Raw genomic sequence first — 22,217 nt, 5'->3', positions numbered from 1 at the left:
TGGGGCGGAGCGGCGGTCAGCCCACCTTGGCGAGGGCGTCGGCGAGGCCTGTGGTGGAACGGGCAGGGTGGAACGGTACGGTCAGGCAGCGGCCGCCCCACCGCTCCACGAGGTCGGCCTCCGGCAGGCGGGCGCCCTTGTAGTCCCCGCCTTTGACCCAGATGTCAGGGCGGAGGCGCTCCAGGACGGCGACCGGTGTGTCGTCGTCGAAGATCATCACCGCGTCCACGCATTCCAGGGCCAGCAGCAGTTCGGCCCTGTCCTGCTGGCCGATGATGGGACGGTCCGGCCCCTTGAGCCGGCGGACGGATTCGTCGGAGTTGAGGCAGACGATCAGGCAGTCGCCCAGTTCGCGGGCTGCGGCGAGGGACCGGACGTGGCCGGCGTGCAGCAGGTCGAAGCAGCCGCCGGTGGCCACCACTGTTCCGCCGGCGTCCCGCACCGTGCGGGCCAGCAGCAGTGGTTCGCGGGGGCGGCGCCTCGGCGCTGCCTGGTTGTGGGGCGCGGCCTGGTTCAGGGGATCCTGGGCGGGCGCACTGGAGGAAGCGTGGTCCGGCAGTGCGGACACTCCACCGTTGGCGAGGAAATCTGCCGCGTCATGGACTGCCAGCCCCGCAGCCTCGCCGAGGTCGCGGCCGGCCAGGAGGTGGACCGCCAGGCTGGCTGCAAGCCGGTCTCCGGCCCCGCAGGGATCACCGGCTTCCACCCGGGGCGCCGGCACCGCTTGGGGGGAGCCGCTGCCCTTCCGCAGCAGGACCGCTCCCTGTTCGCCCTTGGTCACCAGGACGGCGCGGCTCTGCCACTGTTCCAGCAGGATCCGGCCGGCCTGGGCTGCGGGGTCCTGCAGCGCTGGATCGTGTGTCACTGGATCCTGGAAGCTGGCGCAAGCCTGCGCAGCCTTGCTCGCCTCGGCGGCGTTCGGCGTCACCACGGCCACTCCCGGGACGGGGTCCGGCCCGGATGGATGCGGGTCCCAGATGATGGGAACACTGCCGGCCAGCCGGGCCAGGAGGTCCCTGAGCTGCGGATTTGCCGCCAGTCCCCTGCCGTAGTCGGCCACGATGATCACGCCTGCCTGCTCAACGGCGCGGAGCATGGCTGGGCTGGCATCCGGAACGGGTGCCTTGCCGCAGCCCTGGTCAAAGCGCACTACCGGGTGCGATCCCGCCCTGACCCGGGTCTTGACCGGCGAGGCGTGGCCGCTGGGGCCGGAGACAAGCCGCACCCCGGCGAGGTGCGCTTCAAGCTGGCGCCCGGCGTCGTCATCGCCCAGGACAGTCACCAGGGTGACGGGCCAGCCGTCCTCCGCGAGCATCCGCGCCACCAGGCCGGCGCCGCCGGCGCGGCGTTTGACCCCGGAGACGTCCACCACCGGAACGGGCGCGTCGGGGCTGAGCCGGGTGGCCTCCCCGGACAGGTCCACGTCCAGCATCACGTCGCCCACCACCACGATCCTCATGACCGGCCCCGTCCCTGGAGTCCGGCGTCGGGAGTGCTGCGCCGCCCCACTTCCAGGTCGAAGGCACGGCACATGGCGTGCAGGGCGATCAGGTGCCCTTCCTGCGCGTTGGCGTTAAGGGCGTCAATCATCACTGCCTCGTCACACGCGTCGGATAAGGGGTTGGGGCCGGCCCCGGTGAGCGCCCAGGTGGTGATGTTGAGCCGGGACGCGACCTCCGCGGCCCGCAGCAGGTTGGGGCTCTTGCCGCTGGTGGACAGCAGCATCAGCACGTCGCCGGAGCGGCCGTGGGCACGCACCTGGCGCGCGAAGACGTCGTCGTACCCATAGTCGTTGGCGATCGCCGTGACGGCCGAGGACTCGGCATGCAGGGAGATCGCGGAGAACGGGACACGCTCGCCGTCGAACCTGCCCACCAGCTCGGCAGTCAGGTGCTGCGCCTCCGCGGCTGAACCGCCGTTGCCTGCGGCAAGGAGGCGTTGCCCGCGCAGCAGCCGGTGCGCCAGGTCCACGCCCCACGCGGCGAGGCGGCCGGACTGGCGTCGCAGCGAATCCAGCGCCGGCAGGACGTTGTCCAGGTGGGCCTGCACGATGTCCGCGGTGGCCGGGTCCACAAAGCCGGAACCGGGCAGGACGGCCGGCAGCGCCGGAGGGGCGGCCAGGGTCCTCAGGCCCGCGTCGCGAAGGGACCAGTCCGGAGTCACAGCGCCGCTCCTTCCATTGGGGCAACACCGGCAGGAGCTCCTGCCACCGCCAGCTGGTAGGCCTTTTCGGTTTCGGCGGCCACCCGGTCCCAGGAATACCGGGTGCGGGCGCGGACCTTTCCCGCGTTGCCCAGTTCCGTCCGCAGCGACGGGTTGCGTAGCAGCATGGCCAGGGCGGAAGCGATGGCTTCCGGATCGCGGGGCGGCACGTGCAGCCCCGTTCCATGGTCCACCACGGTGTCACGGAGACCGCCGACGGCGGCAGCCACCACGGGGACGCCGCAGGCCATGGCTTCAAGCGGAACAATGCCGAAGGGCTCGTACCAGGGGGCACAGACAACGGCATCGGCGCTGCGGAAGATCCCGGGCATCTCGCCGCGGGACACCTGGCCCTGCAGCCGTACCTGGTCCGCCACACCGAGTTCGGCGGCAAGGTCCAGCAGGCGGCGCACCTCCGGGTCCGCGTCAAGCACCCCGGAGTCCCCGCCGCCGCCCACGATCAGGAGCTCAACGTCTTCGAACCCTGACTCACGCAGGTAGGGAAGCGACCGGATCACCAGGTCAACACCCTTGCGCGGCACCAGGCGGCCCACGGAGAGGATCCGGCGGCTTGCTGTCCGCGCAGCCGTGGGACCCTCGGCGGAAAAGAATTCCAGGTCCACGCCGCAGGGGGCGATGGAAATCTTCCCGGTGTCGATGCCCATGGCTTTGAGCTCGAACACCTCGTCCGAGCAGGTGGCGATGATCCTGTCCGCGGACCGGCCCACGCCGGGTTCCAGCCAGCGGCGTTCCTGCGGGCTGGTGTCCCCGGCGCCCTGGTGCCGGCGCTTGACCGTTCCCAGCGCGTGGAACGTCTGGATGACCGGGATCCGGTACCCGGAGGCAGGGCGCCTGGCGGCGTCCAGGGCAGCCAGGCCCGACATCCAGAAGTGGCCGTGCACCACGTCCGGGGGCCGCTGGCTCCAGTCCCTGGCCACACCGTCAGCGAGTTCACCCATGAAGGGCAGCAGCCCGTCCTTCGGAACGTGGCGTGCCGGTCCGGCCTCCACGTGGACCACTTCCAGGCGGTGCCCCACCCGGACCCGGGCGGGAAGCTCCGTTGCGTCCCTGCGGGTGTAGACGGTGACGTGGTGGCCGCGCCTGGCCAGCGCTTCGGACAGTGCCGCGACGTGCACGTTCTGCCCGCCGGCGTCCACTCCGCCCAAGGCCGCCAATGGGCTGGCATGTTCTGAAATCATCGAGATTCTCATGGCGTCTTCCTCTCTCGCGCCGGAACAAGGATCCGCTCGTCCGGGCCGTTATTGCCGGCGGCCAGCGGGCGCCGGGGATGGCCGGCCAGGTCCCCCAGCAGCTCGTCCCAGCGTTGCTGGAACCTGGCCAGGCCATAGCGTTCAAGTGCCGCCTCGCGCGCGGCGACGCCACGTCGTCGTGCTTCCTCCGGATTGGCCACCAGCCGCCGCGCACAGCGGAGCAGCTCGTCGATGTCGGCGGACACGGCGCCCGCTTCCGGCGGCACGGCCCGCGGCGCTTCGGTGGTTGCCAGGGCAACCACGGGCATTCCCAGGTGCATGGCTTCCAGGAGGGACAACCCCAGCGAGGTCCAGCGCATCGGGTGCACGTAGACGCGGCATCGTGCCAGTTCGCGGTGCAGTTCCTGTGTCCTGAGGTCGCCGCGGGAGGTCATCCGGGATGCGTCAATGCCGGCGGCGGCAGCCAGGCCGTCCGTCTTCATGCCGAAGACCTGCAGCGGCGCCACGGAGGCGAAGGCCGGCAGCAGGTCGGTTCCGGTGACGCGGCCGCGGCGGACAGGCTCATTGACCACCACGCCCAGCTCCGCCAGCTCGCCAGTGTAGAGCTGGCCGGGGTCCGGTATTCCGTGCTCGACCACCGTTGACACCGCAGATCCGTTGTCCCAGGCGAGCCGGTTGAAGTGCGTTACGTGGACCAGCGGGATGCCGCGCTGGTCCGCGAGCGGGTGCCTTGTGAAGGGGAAGTCGCCCTTGGGGGTGTTGTGCTCCACGTATACGGCCGGCAGGTCCGCGCCGGGCCGGCGGCCCAGGACCCGCGCAACTTCGTCGATCTCCTCCGGGCGTTGCAGGACGACGGCGTCCACGGCGTCGGCGTCCAGCGACGCCAGCTCCACCTCCCGCGCTGATGCGGGCCAGTCCCTGCCGGCACGGCCAAGCCCCCACGGCCCACCGCCGGCCAGGACAGGGAGCAGATACTCGTGACGGCCGCGCACAAAGGCGTCCGTCCAGGAACCGTGGACATGCCAGAGCAGGATTCTCATCTGTTGCGGGCCTTTCTACGGGTACTGACGTGGGTACTGAAAGAGCTCACTCCGCCCATCAGCCGTTCCACTGCTGCCACCACTTCCTCGGGCGAGACGGAGTCCAGGCAGGGATGTCCCGGAACCGGGCAGACGCGGGCGCGGGTCATCCGGCAGGCAGCGTTCTGGTCCCCCAGGAGTTCCAGCGGAACCCCGTAAGGTGCCCAGCGGATGGCCGGCACCACCGGGGAGAAAAGGCAGGCAACGGGAGTGCCGACGGCGGCCGCCAGGTGTGCGGGACCGGTGTTGCCGGTGATGACTGCCCCGGCTCCCGCCATGACGCCGGCCAGCGAGGTGAGGTCCGTCCTGCCGCCCAGGTCCAGCGCCGAGGGACCCGCCACCGTGGCTGTCAGGGACGTTTCGCCGGGACCTCCGGTGACCACCACGCGGTGCCCCGCACCCTGGAGGAGTTCGACGGCGGCCGCGTGGTGCAGCGGCGGCCAGGCCCTTGCAGGGACGGCCGCGCCGGGATGGACCACCACGTACGGGCCGTGCCCCACAAGGTCCGCGACATCGGGCACGGCGGCGAGGCGGAGCTTGCCGTCGTCACCTGCCGGGAGCCTGAACCCTGCCGCCTTCGCGATGCCCAGGGCGCGTTCGGCCTCAGGCTGGTCCTCGGGAAAGTCCTCCCCCGGCTTCAGCCGGACATCAAGGAGGGACCCGGCGTAATCGGTGGACGCCCCGGTAATGCGCTCAACACCCGCCAGCCGCAGCAGCAGCGCCAGAGGAAGGGGTGACTGGTGGAAGGACGTAAGGATGACGGCTTCGGTGATCCTGGAGTTCCGCACATAGTCGATAAGCCTGTCCGCGTGCGGGCCGGTCATTGCCGGTGCCGGGTTCATGATCCACGGGCTGTCCCAGCTGTACACCTCTGCGGCCCCCGGCAGCATGGCTGCGGCAGCTTCCCCCTGCCTGCCGCAGAGCATCAGAACGTGGTTGGGCCTCCTGCCATCCGGACTCCGGCCGTTGGCCACGGCCCTGACGGCAGGACCGGCCAGCAGGACATCGCCCATGCTGTCCAGGCGCGCCACCAGGACGCGGCCCGTCACCGCCCCTCCTGCAGCAGGCGCACGGCGCCGGCCAGGTCCTGCGCCACCAGCGGCGCTTCAGCCACTTCCGCTGCAAGGGTTACGGGAGTGGGGACCAGGACGCCCGTGGCACCGGCTGCTTCCGCAGCCCTGACGTCAGCGCCGATGTCGCCGATCAGGGCAGCCCCGGACTCCGGTATGCCGAGCTTCCGGCACGCGCTGTGGACCATGCCCGGCGCCGGTTTGCGGCACAGGCAGCCGTCCTGCTCAGCGTGGGGACACACTTCCCATACGTCGAAGGGGCCAAGCAGTTCCTCCACCCTGGCATTCACCCGGGCGACGTCGTCGGCGGAGATCATGCCCCGGGCGATGCCGGACTGGTTGCTGACCACCCCGGTGGCTATGCCTGCGGAACGCAGGGCGTCAAGCACCCCTTTGGCGCCGGGCATCGGCCGGACAAGGTCCGGATCCCCGTTGTACGGCACATCGACCACCAGGGTTCCGTCCCGGTCGAACAGCACAGCCCTGAGCCTGGATGTTTCGGTGCTTACCATGCCCTCCCTGTTCCCCTCTGCCGATGTCCCTAAACAGGGCCGGATGGTTTTCTGGACTGTCGTTTGTTATTCGTCCCTGGGCGCTGAACAGGGAAGATAGGGCCGTGGTGGCCTGTGCTTACCTTGAGGTTTTCGCAGTGGGGTGCGGGATGCAGAGGCCCAGGATTCCTGTGCTACGGATTCGGGGTGCTGCGGATTGGTGAGCCCAAGGGAGCCTGTCGGCTAGCTCGCCCGCTTTCGGGCAGTCTTTCCGTGCGAAGTGTTTCCGCGCGCTTCGTCCCCTGATACCGGGAGCGCCCCGCCCTCCAGCCTGCGCTGGAGAGCCACCAGCACCCGGGCAAGCCGGCGCGAGACCTGCATCTGGGACATGCCCAGCCGCTTTCCCAGCTGCACCTGGGTCTCCTCGCAGAAGTAGCGGCGGTACAGGAGCTCCCGGTCCGCGGGATCCAGGTCCTGGATGGCGTCACGCAGGCAGGCGAGTTCCTCCAGGCGTTCCAGCGGCGTCTCGGGGCATGCCAGGACCTCGCCGATCGACGGCGCATCGGAGTGCGGGTTGACGGCGTCCAGCGAGTCCGGGTGCATGCTGCTTGAGGCCGAGATTGCTTCCTGCACGGCGGCGGGATCTTCGTCCAGGGCCCCCGCCAGCTCGGCCACGCTGGGATTCCTTCCCAGCGACTGGGTGAGCTCCGGCTCCGCCCGGAACATCCGGGTGCGTAGGTCCTGGATGTGCCGGGGCGGGCGGACCACCCACGTGCGGTCGCGCAGGTACCGCTTCAGTTCCCCCGTGATGGTGGGGGCAGCATAGGCAGGAAAGCTTTCCCCCTTGGACTGGTCAAAGCCGCGGGCAGCCTTCACGAGCCCCAGGTAGGCCACCTGGTTGAGGTCCGCGCGTTCGCGGCCGCGGGCCTCAAACCGGGCGGCCAGGGCTTCAGCCAGGTCCAGGTAGCGGAGGACCAAATTGTTTTCGAAGGTCTGGTGCAGCCGTCCCGACTTGGTGCCGGGAGGGCTTGTTTCCAAGTGTTCTGGCTGGTGGTGGTGGACGGGCATCGTATCCACGGCAAGTGCGGGAAAGTATTCGGGCATTGTCGTTGGTTCCCTCGGGTAGGGGTCCGAAAGCCTGCGGCAAGACTTAGAAGTAGGAAATCATAAGGTTGCTTATAAAACAATGGTTCCCGGATATAGGCTCGGTATGTCAGCCGTACCGAGAGGCCACGCGGAGGAGTCCCTGCCATGCACATCGCCATCACGGGTGCCAGCGGAAATGCTGGAACAGCACTGCTCCGCAAGCTGCAGGCCCAGCTGTCCGAAAAGCCGGGAAGCCTGAAACTGACGGGGATCAGCAGGCGCCTTCCCGACACTGGCCACGAACCCTACTCCGGCGTTGAATGGCACACCCTGGATATCGGCCTGGATGGTGACCGCACCCAGCTTGATACCGCCCTGGAAGGTGTGGATTCCGTGGTCCACCTGGCCTGGCAGATCCAGCCCAACCGGGATTTGGAAGAGCTGTACCGCACCAATGTGACGGGCACCAGGAATGTGCTCGCGGCAGCGGCCAGGGCCGGGGTGAAACAGGTGGTGTGTGCTTCTTCCGTCGGCGCCTACAGCAAGGCATCCAAGGATCAGCGACGCGACGAATCGTGGCCGGTCCGCGGCATGGCTGGCTCGCACTACAGCCGGCACAAGGCGGAGCAGGAAGCAGCCCTGGACGCGTTCATGGCAGCGGAGCCGGGCATCTCGGTGGCAAGGCTCCGGCCAGGGCTGATTTTCCAGTCCGATGCCGGAAGTGAGATCGGCAGGTATTTCCTCGGCCGGCTCCTGCCGCGTCTGCTGCCGGGGAAACTTCGGATCCCGCTGCTGCCCGCCCCTGACAACCTGGTCTTCCAGGCGGTGCACGCTGATGACGTGGCGGATGCCTACTGGCGTGTGATCGACCAGCGCGCCTCCGGAGCCTTCAATATTGCGGCAGAGCCGGTACTGACGCCCCAGGAACTTGCCCGCATTCTGGGCGCCCGCAGGATCCTCCCCATTCCCATGGGACTGCTTCACAAGATCGTCGGCCTGACGTGGCGGCTGCGGCTCCAACCCACGGACTCCGGATGGGTGGAGATGGCCGCCGGCGCTCCCATCATGGACACCGACCGGGCCCGCCGAATCCTGGGCTGGGAGCCGACGATACCGGCCACGGATGCCGTCCGGGCCGTACTCCAGGGCATGGGAACGGGGGAAGGAGTAGCTCCCTCCCCCGTGCTCAAACCAAGGAAACCGGTACCGCCCGTGGACTAGATGCCCGAGCGGGGTTCCTCCCGGTCACGGCGGCTGCCGCGGGCCGGGTTGGCACCCTGGCCGGGGCGGTCATTCTGCACCCCTTCGTCACGGACGCCGTCATGGGCTACGTCCTTCCGGACGCCGTCGTGGGCCACGTCGTCCCGGACGCCATCCCGGGGCTCGGCCCCGCGGACGCCCCGGTCATCAGCGCCGCGGGCCGCGTCAGTGGTGCCATCCCCCACGCCCTCGTGGCCGGCCCGCTCGCGGTTGCTGCGGTCCCGGCGGTCCGGGTTCACATCACCGCGGCGGTCGCCGTGAACATCGGGGTCGAGCTCATCCGCTTTCCGCGCCCGTTCATTCACATCGTCGCGGAGTGCCTTGGCCTCCATTGCCTGCTGGTCAGCCTGCTGGCGCAGCCTGGCTGCGTCCACCTGGGCCTGCTCTGCATCCGCTTTGGCACGCGTCGCTTTCGCTTCACGCTCCCGGGCGTCAAGTTCCTTCGCCTCGGCCTCGCGGCGGATTTCCGCAGCCTTCTCCCGGTGTTCGTCGTCACGCTTTTGCTGGACCGCCTTCCGGCGCCTTCCGCTGGCCAGCAACAGCAGCACTATCAGCACCACCACAACTACGGCAACGACTACCCAAACCCATGTAGCTGTTTCCACACTACCCACCACTTTCCACTTGACGTGACCGGACCGGCCTGCGCCCTTCCGGCTGACTCTGTTGGAACCGTTTAGAACTCGCTTAGCAAGGGTACTTACCTTTTATTAGTAATCATGCTTATTATTTTACGGCCAGTACTGCTGGTTCTTGATCAACAACCGGCCTTCTTGGAAAGAGAGAGCGAAGATGACAGAGAACCAATGGCCCGAGGATCCCGCTACCACGGCTCCACCGGCCTCTACAGGAATTCCGGGTGAGCGGTCCGCCGCCACTTTCCCGTCAGCCGCCACTCCCCAGTACGGTGCAGGCCAGGCCGGCGACGGCACGGGGACCTCCCGCAAGGATGCGGCCAAGGAAGAAGCGGCTGACGTCGCCCGCACGGCGAAGGGCTCAGCCCAGAACGTTGCCCAGACCGCCAAGGAAGAAGCCGCGAATGTGGCGTCCGAGGCGAAGTCCAGTGCGCAGGATCTTCTGCACCAGGCGAAGTCGGGCCTGACAAGCCAGGCAGGCACCCAGCAGCAGAAGGCCGCAGAAGGCATGCGCAATATCTCCAGCCAGCTGCACAGCATGGCCACCGCCCCGGACCAGCAGGGCATGGCCAGCGACCTGGTCCGGCAGGCTGCGGAGCGCACCTCCTCAATGGCGTCCTGGCTCGAAAACAAGCAGCCGGGCGACATTCTCGGTGAAGTCCAGCGGTTTGCCCGCAACAACCCCGGCACTTTCCTGCTGCTTGCAGCGGGCGCAGGCGTCCTGGCCGGCCGGCTCACCCGCGGCCTCACCGCCGGGGCACCGGAGTCGTCATCCTCCATCGGCACCACCGGCACCACCGGGCTCTACTCCGGTACGCCATACGGCGACCGGGACACCGAATCCTATGTGCCGGCGGGCGGCACCGTACCGCCCCCTCCGGTGCAGCTTCCCAGCCCGGCCACCACAACGGCAGGATACGACGGCGGCGCGCCAGGCAGCAGCTATTCCGACCCCACGCGTCCCGCCAGTCCCCTGGACAGCCCGCAACTGGTCGAAGAACCGTGGTCCGGCAACCGGATTGCCGAGGACCCGCTGGGTGACCGCGACCTTGCCGACGATCCCATGGCAGGCGATCCCCTTACCCGGGACCGTTTCAGGGATGGCCAGTCTGGCGGACTGTGATGAGTAGTTCCATTCCAGAACCTGCTCCGAGTGCGGCGCACCAGAAGGCGGATAACGCCTCGCTGGGTGAGCTGCTCGGGGATGTGACCCGTGACCTGTCCACGCTGATGCGCCAGGAAGTCGAGCTGGCCAAGGCCGAACTGAAGCAGTCGGCCACGAAGGCCGGCAAGGGCTCGGGCATGCTCGCCGGGGCAGGGGTGGCAGGACACTTCGTCCTGGTCTTCCTGTCCCTGGGCCTGATGTTCGCCCTGGGCGCCCTGATGCCGCTGGGCTGGGCCGCCCTGATCGTCGCCGTGATCTGGGGCATCATCGCCGCGGTCCTGGCCTCGATCGGCCGCAAGGAACTCAAACAGGTCAAAGGCCTGCCCCAGACCGGGGAAACCCTGTCCGAAATACCCCCAACCCTAAAACCAGGTGAGGTAAACCGATGAGCGATAACCCGGACGCAATCCGTTCAGACATAGAAGCCACCCGCGCACGCCTGGGCACCAACGTCGACGCCGTGGCCGACAAAGTCACCCCGTCCAACATCGTGAACCGCCAAACCGACAAGGTAAAAGACGCCGTGAGCGGGGTCAAGGAGAAAATCATGGGCGCAGCAGACCACACCACCACCCGTGTCCAGGACACCATGCACACCGGCGCCGGGCACACCGGCAACGCACTGCACTCCACCGGGGACACCCTGCACGGGGCCAAAGACACCGCCGCAGCCAAACTCGGCGACGCCGGAACCGCGATCTCCAACGCACCGGACCAGGTCAAAGCCAAAACCCAGGGCAACCCCCTGGCCGCAGGCCTGATCGCGTTCGGCGCCGGCATGCTGATCTCCTCCCTGATCCCGGCCAGCCAAAAGGAACGCGAGGCCGCGGACCAGCTCAAAACCGCCGCCCAGCCCCTGGCCACCCAGGTCACCGACGCCGCCAAGGACATGGTCCAGGACCTCAAGGAACCCGCCCAGGAAGCCATGGAAAACGTCAAGGCCACCGCCACCGACGCCGCCCAAAACGTCAAAGCCGAAGGCCAACACGCCGCCACCGACGTCAAAGACCGCACCACCGACGCCGCAGGCAACGTCAAAAACACCTAAGCGGCATCCAGTACACCGCGGCACACGCAAGGCACCCAGCACCACCTGACAGGCCGGCCCCGCCAACCGCGGAGCTGGCCTGTCCGTTTTTCGCCCCTTATCGAGAGGACACCCCATGGCCACTCATGACGCATCCGAGAGCAGCACCGCCAAAGCAGGCCAGGCCCCGGCACCCGATGATTCCCGGAAGCCGGAGAGTCCGAAAGACCTCGTCAAGCCGAACTGGAAATACATCACCAAGAAGACCTTTCGGGAATTCAGCAAGGACCAGTGCCCTGACCAGGCCGCAGCCCTGACCTACTTCGCGGTCCTGTCGCTGTTCCCGGCCATCCTGGCACTCATCTCAGTGATCGGGCTATTCGGCGACCCCCAGAAAACCACCAGCGCCCTGCTGCAGATCGTGAGCGGTTTTGCCCCCGCCGAGACGGTCAACACCGTCAGCGGGACTGTCGAAGAATTGGCCAGCGCACCGGCCGCAGGACTGACCCTTGTCCTTGGCCTTGCCACGGCCCTGTGGTCCGCCTCAGGATATGTTGGGGCGTTCGGCCGTGCCATGAACCGGGTCTACGAGGTGGATGAGGGCAGGCCCTTCGTCAAGCTGCGCGGAACCATGCTGGTGGTCACGCTCCTGGCCGTTGTCATCGTTGCCATCCTGGCCGGCATGCTGGTCCTGAGCGGCCCGGTAGCAGAAGCGGTGGGTGGCCTGATCGGCCTCAGCGGCGTCTTCCTCGCTATCTGGGACATCGCTAAATGGCCTGTCATGGTGGGACTGATTATCGTGATCATCGCCGTCCTCTACTACGCCACCCCCAACGTCAAGCAGCCCAAATTCAAGTGGATGAGCCTGGGTTCCGGCATCGCCCTCTTCATCTTCCTGCTTGCATCGCTGGGTTTCGGCTTCTACGTCGGCAACTTCGGCAACTACAACAAGACCTACGGCGCCCTCGGCGGCGTGATCGTGATGCTGCTGTGGCTCTGGATCCTCAACATGTCGCTGCTTTTCGGTGCAGAGTTCGACGCCGAGATGGAGCGCGGCCGGCAGCTCCAGGCGGGCATCAAGGCAGAGGAAACCATCCAGCTGCCGCCAAGGGACACGAAGAAGAGCGAAAAGCTGCAGAAGCAGGAGGAAGAGGACATCCGGCACGGGCGGGAAATCCGTGAGAAGTACAGTGCCGAGAACGGCGGGGATGAGTCCCCGGACGAGGGCCGGGACCAGGACGGGGACCGCGACTCCGACGAGCCCCGGGAACCGCACCGGGACCGGGTCCGGGACAAGGTACGCGACCGCGCCCTTGGCGGGAACGAAGACCGGGGCGGCAACGACGCCCGGTAGGGCATTCCGCGGGGACTAGGCAGGACCTTCAAGATGGGAGAAAATTGTCTTGAAGGTCCTGTTTAGTTTTCCCGGGTTTTAACAAGGGACCCGGGAGCAGGCGGGGCCGGCGGTGAGATGGCCTCTTCTGAGACCGAGGCCAGTCCCCCCAGTCGCCGTCGGCCCCCTCGATCCGTTCGGTCCAGCTGCACCCACGGGCCCAATCAACCGCTGTGACCTCCCCGCCGGCAAGGTTCCCTGCCGGCTGGCATTGCCTGTCCAGGCTGGGCAGCCTGACTGGACAAAGCGAGCCGCCCTGCCATACCTTCATGATTACTCTGTTGAGCCCCTCCGGGGCCGGCAGGGCCGCTGAAGCAGATACGGCGGCATCAAGGTCGAGCCCGAATGAGCGAACATGCCTGCTACACATTTTGAAGATTTTCTTGCCGAAGCAGTCGTCGCGGACAGGGAGCCGGGGCTGGGCCTCGGACGCGATGAGCTATATGGCCTCTACACCAGCTGGTGCCTCCTCCATAAAGCCCAGCTTCAGCCGCCGGAAGCACTGTGGGTGGCGCTGGGAGAACACGGTATCAACCCGGACAGCAACAACCTGTCCATGACCGGTCCTGCCGCAGCGGATTACATCGTCGCAAGCGCCCCCGACCTGGTCTGACAAACCCGGTTTTTCCCTCCTGCCACAGCTCCTCTGCTGCAACCAGCCATCTGTTGAAGCAGCCCTTGGCTGGCTAGCATGGGAGCATGACCTGCGTATCGCCGCAGGTCACCAGCCGAAGGGAGAAATGCCATGGGTTTGGACGACAAGATCGACAACGCCGCCGAGAAGATGGCCGGCAAGGCCAAAGAAGCGACCGGCAAGGCGACTGATGACGAAAGCCTCCGGACCGAAGGCCAAATGGACCAGGCCAAGGCTGACTTGAAGCAGGCCGGCGAGAAGGTCAAGGACGCTTTCCGGAAGGACTAGTCCTGCCGAAAGGGGCTGCTGCCCAACCGCAGCAGCCCCTTTCCCGTTAAGCCACGTTCCCGCATATCCTGCCGCCCTAGGACTGCCCTTCCGGCGCCAATGCGATCTCCCTGCCGAGCGTCCGCAAATAGGCCCCAAAGCCCTTCGGCGCGCGGGCCTGCGTGCGGCCGGACGTCCGCACGCGGATTGTGTCAGTGGCCCTTACATCGAACCCGTGTTCCCGCAGCCGCCCTGCCAGCACCCTGTCCTCATGCGAGAGGTGCCGCGGGAACCCGCCCACCACAAGGTACGCCGAGCCGCGGACACCAAGATTGGCTCCGAAAACATGCGGATGGTCTTCCCCGAAGGAGTGCATCGACTGCCAGCGGCTGAGCAGTTCGGGTGCCATCCCTGCAGGGTCCACCTCAACAGACCCGAGCACTGCATCGGCTCCCGCCGCAGCCAATTCAAGCTGTCCAACGAGCCAGTTGTCCGGAACCACCGAGTCGGCGTCGGTGTTCGCCAGCCACAACCCGGCCTCGGCGCCAGGGCTTGCATCTGCCCCTGCACCCAGGGCCTGCCAGTTTCCCGCCCGCCTGCTCCTTCCCACGCTTCGAAAGGCGACCTCAAGGACAGAGAAGCAGGCGTTCCGGGCGGTGTACGCGGAAGCGATGGCCGCAGAACCGTCCGTGCAGGAGTCAAGGACCACGAGGACCCTGACATCGGTTCCCGGCTGGACCTGCCGGAGTGTCGATGCCGCGGCCTCCACGCCGGCGAGGGCGCGGCCTAGGTGTTCCTCCTCATTGTGGACCGGAATCACCACGGCCACCCTGTCAACGGGAGTCAAGGCGCAGGCACCGCCGCACTGGGCGCAATCAGGGTCTCAAGCAGGAAGTCCCGCTCCCGGTAAAGGCCGGCGGTGGGCCATTTCAACCCGTCACGGACGCGGGTGTGGACTGCTTCGCCGTCCAGCTCCCAGCCGGAAATGGGGTGGCGCCAGTGGCACAGCAGCAGGGTGCCGCCCGGAAGGATCGAGTCCCTGATTTTTTCGACCACGGCATCGAGCTCACCGGCGGCGAGGTAGTACCCCACCTCGGACACCACCACCAGGTCGTAGTTCCCGGCAGGCCACTCGGCGGGCAGCGTCAGCTGCCTGGCGGTGACGCCCGGGAATGGGGCCAGGCGTTCCGCTGCCTGCGCCAACGCTGCACCGCTGGCGTCCACCGCCAGCAGGCTGGTGCACCGCGGGGCAAGATCTTCCGTCAGCGTGCCGATGGAGCAACCGATCTCCAGGGCCGCGGAATAGTGTTCGGAAGGCAGCGCTGCGAGTGTCAGAGCGCGCTTCCGCCGCTCATACCAGCTGGTGGTGTACTTCCAGGGGTCCGGCTCCCGGCTGTGGATGCCGTCAAAGATGCCCTGTGCTTCCCTGCTGGTGCGCGGCATGGTTCCGTGGCCACCTGGTTTTCCGGGAGTGAACTCCTGCGGGGCAGTCCAGGCGAAGGTTTCAAAGGGGCGGGAGAAGTGCCGCAGGAAGGACTCGCTCAGGAGGACCTCGTCACCGGGATGCGGAGAAAGCGGCCTGGTCTGGCTGGCATGCTCCTGCATGGCCCGCTCCTTGACGGACTGTTCTGCGGGCTCCAGCGGAAGCCTCACCCAGGATTGCCATTCGGGGTGCCCGGGGGTGGCCCAGTGCCAGTACCAGATGGGGTATTCCAGCAGTGCGTAACCGTTGTCGGCGGCAACAGCCGCGGCTACGGTGCCGAGGGCGTCGTGGTCGGCATGCCCGTCGGCGCGGTACGGCGCAACAATGGCGAGCCGCCCGGCAGGACCGGCCAGCGCTGCGGCGGTTTCGCTGACCGAACGGCTTATGCCGGCAGTGCGCTCCGCCAGGCCGCTGTCCGGCAGGCCGAGGTACCGCCAGCGGTCTTTCAGCCCCATGCGGTCCAGGGCCGCGGCGAACTCCGCCAGGCGCCTGGCAGTCAGTTCTTCCCGGGAGACGGTTTCCGACCCGGGATGCGAGGCCTCCCCTGCAGTGCACAACAGCACCTGCACCTCTGCGCCGAGGGCGTGCAGCCGCGCCATCAGGCCGCCCGCTCCGAGGGTCTCGTCGTCCGGGTGGGCGGCAAGGACCAGGAACCGCATGGCGGCAAGCTCCTCCGGACCGAGCGGGAGCTCAGGAATGACCGGAAGGCCCCGGGCGGACCAGGCCGACTCGTCAGTCCCCTCGTCAGTGTGCAGGAAGGTCACCATGGCGCGTCACCTTTCAGGGTCAGGGAGCCCAGCTGGGCGTCGTCACGCATGCCGTGGTGTTGGCGGACGTACAGTGCCAGGTCAGCCATCCGCTTGGCATACGTCCGGTCGAAGGCCAGCGGTCCCGGCCCGCGGTTGCTGCCCACTACGGACATCACGCGTTCGACGGCGGCGGCACAGGTTGCGCGCACGCGCAGCGCATCGCTCCAGGGCGTAACCCGCCCGGGATTCCACTGTTGAGGAGACCCCTGGTCAGCGGGCACCTGTTCAGTGGACACCTGTTCAGTGGACGCCTGTCCCTGCCGGTCGATGCCTTCCGCGGTTCCTGCAAGGTACTGCAATGCGGAGGTCAGGGTGCGGTCCAGCTCTCCCAGCGAGGCCAGCGCAACCTGGTCCGGCTCCCGGCCGGAAAGACGTCCGGCACGGAGGGAATCCCGGTAGTCCCGGGCGATGCCCACGGCTCCCCCGAGCCAGCACGCGGCCACCCCCATGCCGCCCCAGGCGAAGCCAGGCCGGCTGAAGTACCAGTTGGTTCCCTGCAACGGCTCAGCGGGGACCCGGTCGAACCGAACGGTTCCGCTGGGGATTTCCTGCAGCCCCCTGGCCACCCACTCCGGTTCCTCGCAGGTCACGCCGGCGTGGCGCAGGTCAACGGCGAAAGCTGCACGGCCGCCGTCGTCCGTGTGGGCGGTGACCACCGCGTGATCAAGCACCTGGGCGAGGGAACACCACGGCTTGGCGCCGCTCAAAAGCACCCCGGAACCGTTGCTTTCGGCAGCGAGCCGCATTCCTGGTCCTTCCGCTGCAAAAACACCCCAGGCGCCGCTGGCACGGGCGGGGTCATGCCCTGCCTGGGCCAGGATCGCCAAGGCATCCAGGTGCGGTTCGAAGACCCGGGCAGCGGCAACGTCGAGGGCGGCAACAGTGGCCAGGAGCTCCCAGAGAAGCGCGGTGTTCCCTTCGCCGGGCCGCGGCCACTCTTTTCCGGCTTCCTGCGCCAGGCCGAGCAAAGCCGGCACGTTGCCGGCGCTGGCGGAGACTGCCTGGAACAAAGGATCCAGGCCGTCCGGGCCTTCCCGGGCGGCGGAGAGCCGGACCACTGCCTTGGTGCCGGGCACCGCGTCCCCGGCGGATGGTGCGCTGTGTTCTTTGGAGAGTTCCTGCATCGTGATGGCGGCGCCTACGTGCCGGCCGGCTCGGTGACGGAGGCCGTGGGTGCCATGGTTTCGGCATTGACCATCCAGGCCAGCTGTTCCAGCCGCTCGATGGCAGCGTGGAGCAGGTCGGCGCTGGTGGGGTCTTCCTCATCCACCTCATCGTGGACATCCCGCATGGTCTGGACTGTCCGCTCCAGCCGGGCGGTGATGAGTTTGACGGTCTGCTTCGTGGAGGTCAGGCCTTCGGGAAACCCGTCCAGCCGGGTGCCGGCGGACACGGTGCTGCTGCGGCCGTCCGGAAGGGCGTGGAGCGCGCGCATCCTCTCCGCGGCCTGGTCCGCGAAGAGCCGGGCGGCAGCGATGATCTCGTCGAGCAGCAGGTGCAGGTCGCGGAAGTTTGTGCCCACGAGGTTCCAGTGCGCCTGCTTTCCCTGCAGGTGCAGCTCAATGAGGTCCGTAAGCACCGTCTGAAGATTGCCGGCAAGGGTGGGTGACGCTTTCATCAGTTTCCTCCACTGCTGCTGTTGGTCCGGCTGATCGCCAGCCGGATTCTGATTCTAAGCATACTTAGCAGTTTGATGGGCAGGAAGTTTCCCCCGGCACGGGTGCTACCGGATGCGTGCAAGCGCGAAGCCGTCCCAGCCTTTGGAGCCAACGGTCTGGATGACGGTGGCGTCCAGCCGCGGGTGCCCGCCCAGGAGCCTGAGTGCCTCAATGATTCCCGGCGCGTTGACCGGGTCCATTCCGGGGTCCAGGATTGCACCCTCCCAGACGGCGTTGTCCAGGACCACCGTGGCCCCCGGCCTTCCCAGCCGGACGGCCCAGTCCAGGTAGCGGCTGTTGTTCTCCTTGTCCGCGTCAATGAAGATGAAGTCGAAGGGCTCCCGGCCTTCCTCCTCAAGTGCCGCCAGGGTCTCCAGCGCAGGCCCCAGCCGGATCTCCACCTTTTCGCCCAGGCCGGCGGCATCAATGTTGGCCCACGCGACTTCCGCGTGCTTGGGCAGGAATTCGCAGGTGACCAGGGTCCCGTCAGAAGGGAGGCCACGGCCCATCCAAATGGTGCTGAAGCCGGCGAGCGTGCCAATTTCGAGCACGCGCCGGGCCCTGGACAGCTGGACCAGAAGCTTGAGGAGCTTGCCTGCGTTGGGAGACACTTCGATGGCCGGCATCCCTGCCTCGGCGGCGGAACTGATGGCCTGTTCCAGCGCAGGATCCGGATGGACCACAACGCGGGACAGGAACTCTTCCGCCGCAATCCACTCCGGACGGGGATGGTGCTCAAACATTGCCACAGTTTGGCACGGGGTGGCGTTGGAATCCAGAGAAGTTGGGTGCCGGCCGAAGGCGGGTGCCGGCGGACAACCTGGTGCCGGCGAAAGGCCGACGGCGGGCCGGGGGCTGCGCAGGTCAGGAACCGTCTGCGAGCGCTTCTTCCAGGCGGTCCACTTTTGCGGTCAGTTCCCCTGTGTAACCCGGCCGGATATCAGCCTTAATCACCAGGGAGACGCGGCTGCCGTACCGTCCCACTGCCTCCGTTGCCCGCTTGACGACGTCGAAGACCTCGTCCCATTCACCTTCGATGGTGGTGAACATCGAGTCCGTTGTGTTGGGCAGGCCCGACTCCCGGACGATTTTGACGGCGGCGGCAACGGCGTCGTGCACTGACGCGTCAGTTGGCCGGGAACCTTCGCTGGGGGCGCCCGACGGGGCGACAGAAAACGCAAGCAACATGAGGCCAGTCTTCCACGCCTTGCGCGCGGCGGCAGGGCAGGATGGCGCCCGTGAGCGTCATATAACCCCCTACCGCGCAGTAACGATGTTCGCTGAAAGCTCCGTTGCTAACCTTTTCGCATGAGCCTCGCTGTCGCCCGTAAGCCCCTCCGTGCCGACGCAGCGCGGAATGTGGACAAGATCATCACGGCGGCCCGGCAATGCTTCCGCGAATTTGGACCCGAAGTACCGCTGCAGACCATCGCGGCTACCGCAGGGGTTGGCCCGGCCACCCTCTTCCGCAATTTCGCGGACAAGGAAGAGCTGGTACTGGCCGCCCTAAACCGGCAGCTGCGCCTCACAGTGGATCCCGTGGTGGACGGCGCCCTGGCGGACATCGACGGGGCTGCCGGATTGCTGCGGGTCCTGGAGGCACTCATGGACGCGGCCAGCGCTGACGCCAACCTGCTGGGAGCCGTCGCGGGGCGGCGCGAACTCCTGACCGGCATTACCGGCTCACTCATGGAATCCATCAGCGTGCTGCTGGTGCGCGGGCAGGGGCAAGGAAGCCTGCGGGCGGACATTTCCATGACGGACATGTTCAGGTTGCTCGCCATGCTCATCGGAGTGGTGGACACCATGGAGCCCGGTTCCGACGCCTGGCGCCGTCCGCTGGCACTGGTTGAGGACGCCATCCGGACAACGCGGCCCACCCGCCCCCTGCCGGCCCACGTGCCGGTCCCGTCCACACCCGGCACCAGCCCGCACCTGGGCTAAGGCATGCAGTAGAACGGCGCTGCACAGGGCGCAGCCACGGCTCCCGACTGCCGGGGCCGTCAGCGGGGCTGGTGCGCGGACAGCACCATTGTGGGCGTCCCGCGGGTGGAATACACTTCAGGAGGGGTTACGCAGCCAGCCTCCCAACTTTTGGGATGGAGTGACCCATGAAGCAATCCCGGCAATTCCGGCGCATTCTGGCAGCGGCATAATGAACAGTTCAAAACTGAACCGCTACCTTAACGATCCGCGCGGTCCCGAAGAAGTCCTTCCCTCGCTGACCGCGGAAGAACTCGCAAACCTCCTGGACGCCCTGTACCAGAACCTGGATACTCCTGAACCCGAATTCGGGGCGGAGGCGTGGTACGAGATGGCCGTCGAAGAAAGCTGCCGGAGGGCCGGTTCGCCCGATGGCGCAGCCCACGGCGTAGCCTAGCCAGCAGGCCCTGATTCTCCTGGCCAGCAGGCTGCACCTCCCGCAGAAGCTGGCAACCTCACCCCGGCGGCCCACCTTTTCCTGCTACCGGTTTTCGTCCGGCCGCTGTCCGCCAGCCCTAGCGGGACGGGCCCTCCCCGCCGTCGCCGCCGCCGTCGGGCTCATTGTGCCCGGGCTGCCCCGGCTGGTCGTCGCGCTCATTGGGGACGTGGTCTTTGGCTTCATTGAGGTGCTGCTGCAGCTTTTCCTCGGCATCCCGGCGGCGCCGGGCTGTATCCCGCATCTCCCGGGTGGATTCCGAACCCCTCGGGTCAAGATAGCCTTGCCGCGGCTTCCCCTGCTGCTCCGGACGTGACTGATCGTTCATCTCGGTTCCTCCTTTGTGGCCGCCGCAGTGGACTTGCGGCCCTGGTGCCAGTCCACCACATAACGGTTCCGGGATGCGGTTTGCTACGTGCCGCCGGCCTCGCCCCTGCTGCGAAGTTCCTGATGAACCAGTGCCTGCAGTACCGGAATGTTGGATGCCGGATCCAGGTCCAGCGACGTCCGCAGGCTCCGGGAAAGCAATTCCAGGTCCTCCTCCGGAACGTCGGCGAGGCGGGCAAACCGGGTGAAGAAACGCTTGGCAGGGAGTCCCGCCCGTCGTCTCGAATTCTTGTGGTGAAGACGCCCGGATCTTTCCCCGGCTGCATGCAGTTGATTTTCCATGGTCACCATTCATGCGAAATTCCACGGCCGACTGCATAGCCGCTTTCATAGTACAACCGGGAAAGCACAATGAACGTGAGCGGCATCACATGGCGGGGCCGTGTGCTTGTCCCGGCCACGCCCTCAGTTCCAGCCAAGGATCCTCAGCAGCGCAGCCGTTCCCGCGCCGGCGAGGACCACCACCAGGAACGGCGCACGGAGCGCCAGGGCTATGGCGGCGGCCACCAGCGCACCCAGCCTGGCATCGGCAGCGAGCGACTGTCCTGTGGCAAACGTGTTCACCACAGTCAGGGAGGCGAGCAGCCCGATGGTCATGGTGCCCGCCACCCGCGACATGCGAGGGTCTTCGAGCAGCCGGGCCGGAACGAAGTAGCCCACCAGCTTCCATGCATAGGCCAGCGCACAGGCAATCAGCAGCCAGATCCAGAGACTCATTTGCCGGCCCCCGGACCGGTGTCCCCTGCGCGGTGCGCCCCGTGGTGGTGGCGTTCCCGGAAGGGGTCCACGTCCGGCTCCAGGCCTTCGTCACGCCGGCCGTGGCTGAACCAGCCGATCACCGCCGCCACCACGGCCGCCACCAGGATTGGCACGCCCGCGGGAACGAACGGCACAGCGATGACGGTGGCCACGGCACATACAGCGGCAATGGCCACCGGCTCGCGTCCCTTGAGCCGCGGCCAGAGCAGCCCCAGGAACGCGGCCACGGCCGCACCGTCCAGCCCCCACTGCTTGGGGTCGCCCAGGCCGCTCCCGGCGAGCGCACCGATGGCGGTGAACAGGTTCCACAGCACGTAGATGCCGATGCCCGCCGCCCAGAACCCCCGGCGCTGTTCAGCGGGATCGGTCTGGCCGGAGCTGGTTGCTGTGGACTCGTCAATGGTGAGCTGGGCTGCGACGTACCTGCGCCAGCCGGTGGGATGCAGGAGCGCGTTGAGCTGCATGCCGTAGATCCCGTTGCGCATGCCCAGCAGGGTGGCGGCGCTCATGGCCGCGATGCCGGACCCGCCGCCGGCCACCACGCCGATGAACGCGAACTGCGAGCCGCCGCTGAACAGGAGCAGGCTCAGTGCCATCGTTTGCCAGAAGTCGAGCCCGGACGTCACTGAGAGCGCCCCGAAGGATACGCCGTACAGTCCGGTGGCTATGCTGATGGAGATCCCCATCCGCACCGCCGGGGATGCCAGCAGGGTCACGGACGCGCTCCCCCGGCCGGCCGGCGCAGGCTCCACGCCCACGCAATGAGCGGCGCCTGCAGCGGCAGGCGGACGGTGTGCACCTTCCGCTGCGCCCGCGTTCCCCGCGGTCTGTACGCCCGCTGGAGCGCATCCACGTGTCCGGCCAGGAACGCGGTGAACATCACTGCGGTGCCCGTGGCGGCCACCTTCCGCGTTCCGGGGACAAGGATTCCGACGGCGGCTGCCAGTTCCACCAGCCCGCTCAGGGCGATCCATTCCTCCCGGGAGAGGAGGGCAAGCGGACGCGCGGGAGCGGCATCCCGGCCGGGTTCATCGTCACGGCAGAGGTAGCCCGGGACCACCTGGCGGTAGAAGGCGGGGTCGCGGAAGTGTTTCATGGCGCTGGCCAGGAGCAGTGCGCTCATGGCTGCAGCGGAGAGGGTCTGGGCGGCCCGGCCGGAGCGGGGAAAAGGCATGGCTCCAC

At 67.5% G+C, this 22,217-nt stretch carries 28 protein-coding genes; 9 read left to right on the top strand and 19 right to left on the bottom strand.

Going from position 1 to position 22,217, the window contains the following annotated elements; genetic code table 11:
- Positions 1-16: 16 nt before the first annotated feature.
- The 7 genes from rfaE2 to IEX43_RS09015 form a co-directional block, all read right to left on the bottom strand.
- Entirely contained in the window at positions 17-1,459 is a 1,443-nt protein-coding gene (gene rfaE2, locus IEX43_RS09045) for a D-glycero-beta-D-manno-heptose 1-phosphate adenylyltransferase (protein WP_188810311.1), read from the bottom strand.
- Positions 1,456-2,163, bottom strand: coding sequence for a D-sedoheptulose-7-phosphate isomerase (locus IEX43_RS09040; protein ID WP_188810309.1), 708 nt, complete (start codon positions 2,161-2,163; stop codon positions 1,456-1,458). Before IEX43_RS09040 ends, rfaE2 begins: the two co-directional genes overlap by 4 nt.
- Entirely contained in the window at positions 2,160-3,413 is a 1,254-nt protein-coding gene (locus tag IEX43_RS09035; RefSeq protein WP_188810307.1) for a glycosyltransferase, read from the bottom strand. The genes IEX43_RS09040 and IEX43_RS09035 overlap by 4 nt, the downstream gene beginning before the upstream one ends.
- On the bottom strand, positions 3,410-4,453 hold the full coding sequence (locus IEX43_RS09030; protein WP_188810305.1) for a glycosyltransferase: 1,044 nt from the start codon (positions 4,451-4,453) through the stop codon (positions 3,410-3,412). Before IEX43_RS09030 ends, IEX43_RS09035 begins: the two co-directional genes overlap by 4 nt.
- Positions 4,450-5,505 carry a glycosyltransferase family 9 protein gene (locus IEX43_RS09025; protein ID WP_188810433.1) on the bottom strand — a complete coding sequence of 352 codons (1,056 nt, stop codon included), beginning with the start codon at positions 5,503-5,505 and terminating at the stop codon, positions 4,450-4,452. The genes IEX43_RS09030 and IEX43_RS09025 overlap by 4 nt, the downstream gene beginning before the upstream one ends.
- A gap of 32 nt (positions 5,506-5,537) precedes the next feature.
- The gene (locus tag IEX43_RS09020) at positions 5,538-6,074 is read right to left on the bottom strand and encodes a D-glycero-alpha-D-manno-heptose-1,7-bisphosphate 7-phosphatase (RefSeq protein ID WP_188810303.1); all 537 of its coding nucleotides are present in this window, start codon (positions 6,072-6,074) and stop codon (positions 5,538-5,540) included.
- 222 nt (positions 6,075-6,296) lie between these two features.
- Entirely contained in the window at positions 6,297-7,157 is an 861-nt protein-coding gene (locus tag IEX43_RS09015; RefSeq protein WP_188810301.1) for a sigma-70 family RNA polymerase sigma factor, read from the bottom strand.
- A 147-nt stretch (positions 7,158-7,304) separates the two neighbouring features.
- On the opposite strand from IEX43_RS09015, the gene IEX43_RS09010 reads away from it, so the two are divergent.
- A complete protein-coding gene (locus IEX43_RS09010; protein ID WP_188810299.1) occupies positions 7,305-8,360 on the top strand; it encodes an NAD-dependent epimerase/dehydratase family protein in 1,056 nt (351 codons plus the stop codon).
- Here the strand turns inward: IEX43_RS09010 and IEX43_RS09005 are convergent.
- Entirely contained in the window at positions 8,357-9,004 is a 648-nt protein-coding gene (locus IEX43_RS09005; RefSeq protein WP_188810297.1) for a hypothetical protein, read from the bottom strand. The genes IEX43_RS09010 and IEX43_RS09005 overlap by 4 nt on opposite strands.
- A gap of 187 nt (positions 9,005-9,191) precedes the next feature.
- Between IEX43_RS09005 and IEX43_RS09000 the strand changes: the two genes are divergently transcribed.
- From IEX43_RS09000 to IEX43_RS08975, 6 genes are all read left to right on the top strand, one after another.
- Positions 9,192-10,157 (top strand): hypothetical protein, encoded by a 966-nt coding sequence (locus IEX43_RS09000; RefSeq protein WP_188810295.1) that lies wholly within the window; start codon positions 9,192-9,194, stop codon positions 10,155-10,157.
- The gene (locus IEX43_RS08995) at positions 10,157-10,588 is read left to right on the top strand and encodes a phage holin family protein (protein ID WP_188810293.1); all 432 of its coding nucleotides are present in this window, start codon (positions 10,157-10,159) and stop codon (positions 10,586-10,588) included. The genes IEX43_RS09000 and IEX43_RS08995 overlap by 1 nt, the downstream gene beginning before the upstream one ends.
- Positions 10,585-11,247: a DUF3618 domain-containing protein gene (locus IEX43_RS08990; protein ID WP_188810290.1), complete on the top strand. Its 663-nt coding sequence runs from the start codon at positions 10,585-10,587 to the stop codon at positions 11,245-11,247. Before IEX43_RS08995 ends, IEX43_RS08990 begins: the two co-directional genes overlap by 4 nt.
- A 115-nt stretch (positions 11,248-11,362) precedes the next feature.
- Positions 11,363-12,580 carry a YihY/virulence factor BrkB family protein gene (locus IEX43_RS08985; protein WP_188810288.1) on the top strand — a complete coding sequence of 406 codons (1,218 nt, stop codon included), beginning with the start codon at positions 11,363-11,365 and terminating at the stop codon, positions 12,578-12,580.
- Positions 12,581-12,974: 394 nt separating this feature from the next.
- Entirely contained in the window at positions 12,975-13,232 is a 258-nt protein-coding gene (locus tag IEX43_RS08980; protein WP_188810286.1) for a hypothetical protein, read from the top strand.
- A gap of 132 nt (positions 13,233-13,364) precedes the next feature.
- Positions 13,365-13,541, top strand: a complete 177-nt coding sequence (locus IEX43_RS08975) for a CsbD family protein (protein WP_066273419.1) — start codon at positions 13,365-13,367, stop codon at positions 13,539-13,541.
- Positions 13,542-13,617: 76 nt separating this feature from the next.
- Here IEX43_RS08975 and IEX43_RS08970 read toward each other — a convergent pair whose 3' ends face one another.
- The 6 genes from IEX43_RS08970 to IEX43_RS08945 all read right to left on the bottom strand — a co-directional run bounded on the left by IEX43_RS08970 (position 13,618) and on the right by IEX43_RS08945 (position 18,658).
- Positions 13,618-14,367: a glycosyltransferase family 2 protein gene (locus IEX43_RS08970; protein ID WP_194734856.1), complete on the bottom strand. Its 750-nt coding sequence runs from the start codon at positions 14,365-14,367 to the stop codon at positions 13,618-13,620.
- Entirely contained in the window at positions 14,364-15,770 is a 1,407-nt protein-coding gene (locus tag IEX43_RS08965; protein WP_188810284.1) for a bifunctional PIG-L family deacetylase/class I SAM-dependent methyltransferase, read from the bottom strand. Before IEX43_RS08965 ends, IEX43_RS08970 begins: the two co-directional genes overlap by 4 nt.
- Entirely contained in the window at positions 15,764-16,936 is a 1,173-nt protein-coding gene (locus IEX43_RS08960; protein WP_229666376.1) for an acyl-CoA dehydrogenase family protein, read from the bottom strand. Before IEX43_RS08960 ends, IEX43_RS08965 begins: the two co-directional genes overlap by 7 nt.
- Before the next feature lie 14 nt (positions 16,937-16,950).
- A complete protein-coding gene (locus IEX43_RS08955; protein ID WP_188810282.1) occupies positions 16,951-17,430 on the bottom strand; it encodes a Dps family protein in 480 nt (159 codons plus the stop codon).
- Between the two features lie 105 nt (positions 17,431-17,535).
- Positions 17,536-18,213 (bottom strand): O-methyltransferase, encoded by a 678-nt coding sequence (locus IEX43_RS08950; protein WP_188810280.1) that lies wholly within the window; start codon positions 18,211-18,213, stop codon positions 17,536-17,538.
- A gap of 121 nt (positions 18,214-18,334) precedes the next feature.
- Positions 18,335-18,658 carry a thiamine-binding protein gene (locus IEX43_RS08945; protein WP_174182222.1) on the bottom strand — a complete coding sequence of 108 codons (324 nt, stop codon included), beginning with the start codon at positions 18,656-18,658 and terminating at the stop codon, positions 18,335-18,337.
- A 120-nt stretch (positions 18,659-18,778) separates the two neighbouring features.
- On the opposite strand from IEX43_RS08945, the gene IEX43_RS08940 reads away from it, so the two are divergent.
- Complete coding sequence (locus IEX43_RS08940) at positions 18,779-19,414, top strand: TetR/AcrR family transcriptional regulator (protein WP_188810279.1); 636 nt, start codon at positions 18,779-18,781, stop codon at positions 19,412-19,414.
- Positions 19,415-19,625: 211 nt separating this feature from the next.
- A complete protein-coding gene (locus IEX43_RS08935; protein WP_188729113.1) occupies positions 19,626-19,850 on the top strand; it encodes a hypothetical protein in 225 nt (74 codons plus the stop codon).
- 118 nt (positions 19,851-19,968) lie between these two features.
- Here the strand turns inward: IEX43_RS08935 and IEX43_RS08930 are convergent, their stop codons facing one another.
- The 5 genes from IEX43_RS08930 to IEX43_RS08910 form a co-directional block, all read right to left on the bottom strand.
- The gene (locus IEX43_RS08930; RefSeq protein ID WP_188810446.1) at positions 19,969-20,217 is read right to left on the bottom strand and encodes a hypothetical protein; all 249 of its coding nucleotides are present in this window, start codon (positions 20,215-20,217) and stop codon (positions 19,969-19,971) included.
- Positions 20,218-20,300: 83 nt separating this feature from the next.
- Positions 20,301-20,558: a hypothetical protein gene (locus IEX43_RS08925; RefSeq protein ID WP_188810278.1), complete on the bottom strand. Its 258-nt coding sequence runs from the start codon at positions 20,556-20,558 to the stop codon at positions 20,301-20,303.
- Between the two features lie 123 nt (positions 20,559-20,681).
- Entirely contained in the window at positions 20,682-20,993 is a 312-nt protein-coding gene (locus IEX43_RS08920; protein ID WP_104185558.1) for an AzlD domain-containing protein, read from the bottom strand.
- Positions 20,990-21,721 carry an AzlC family ABC transporter permease gene (locus IEX43_RS08915; RefSeq protein ID WP_194734869.1) on the bottom strand — a complete coding sequence of 244 codons (732 nt, stop codon included), beginning with the start codon at positions 21,719-21,721 and terminating at the stop codon, positions 20,990-20,992. The genes IEX43_RS08920 and IEX43_RS08915 overlap by 4 nt, the downstream gene beginning before the upstream one ends.
- Before the next feature lie 26 nt (positions 21,722-21,747).
- The gene (locus IEX43_RS08910) at positions 21,748-22,209 is read right to left on the bottom strand and encodes a DoxX family protein (protein ID WP_188810276.1); all 462 of its coding nucleotides are present in this window, start codon (positions 22,207-22,209) and stop codon (positions 21,748-21,750) included.
- Between the last annotated feature and the right edge of the window lie 8 nt (positions 22,210-22,217).

This window comes from Pseudarthrobacter polychromogenes (assembly GCF_014644495.1).
In the GTDB taxonomy this organism is placed as follows: Bacteria; Actinomycetota; Actinomycetes; order Actinomycetales; family Micrococcaceae; genus Arthrobacter; species Arthrobacter polychromogenes.
This window is presented reverse-complemented; position numbering and strand designations above follow the sequence as displayed.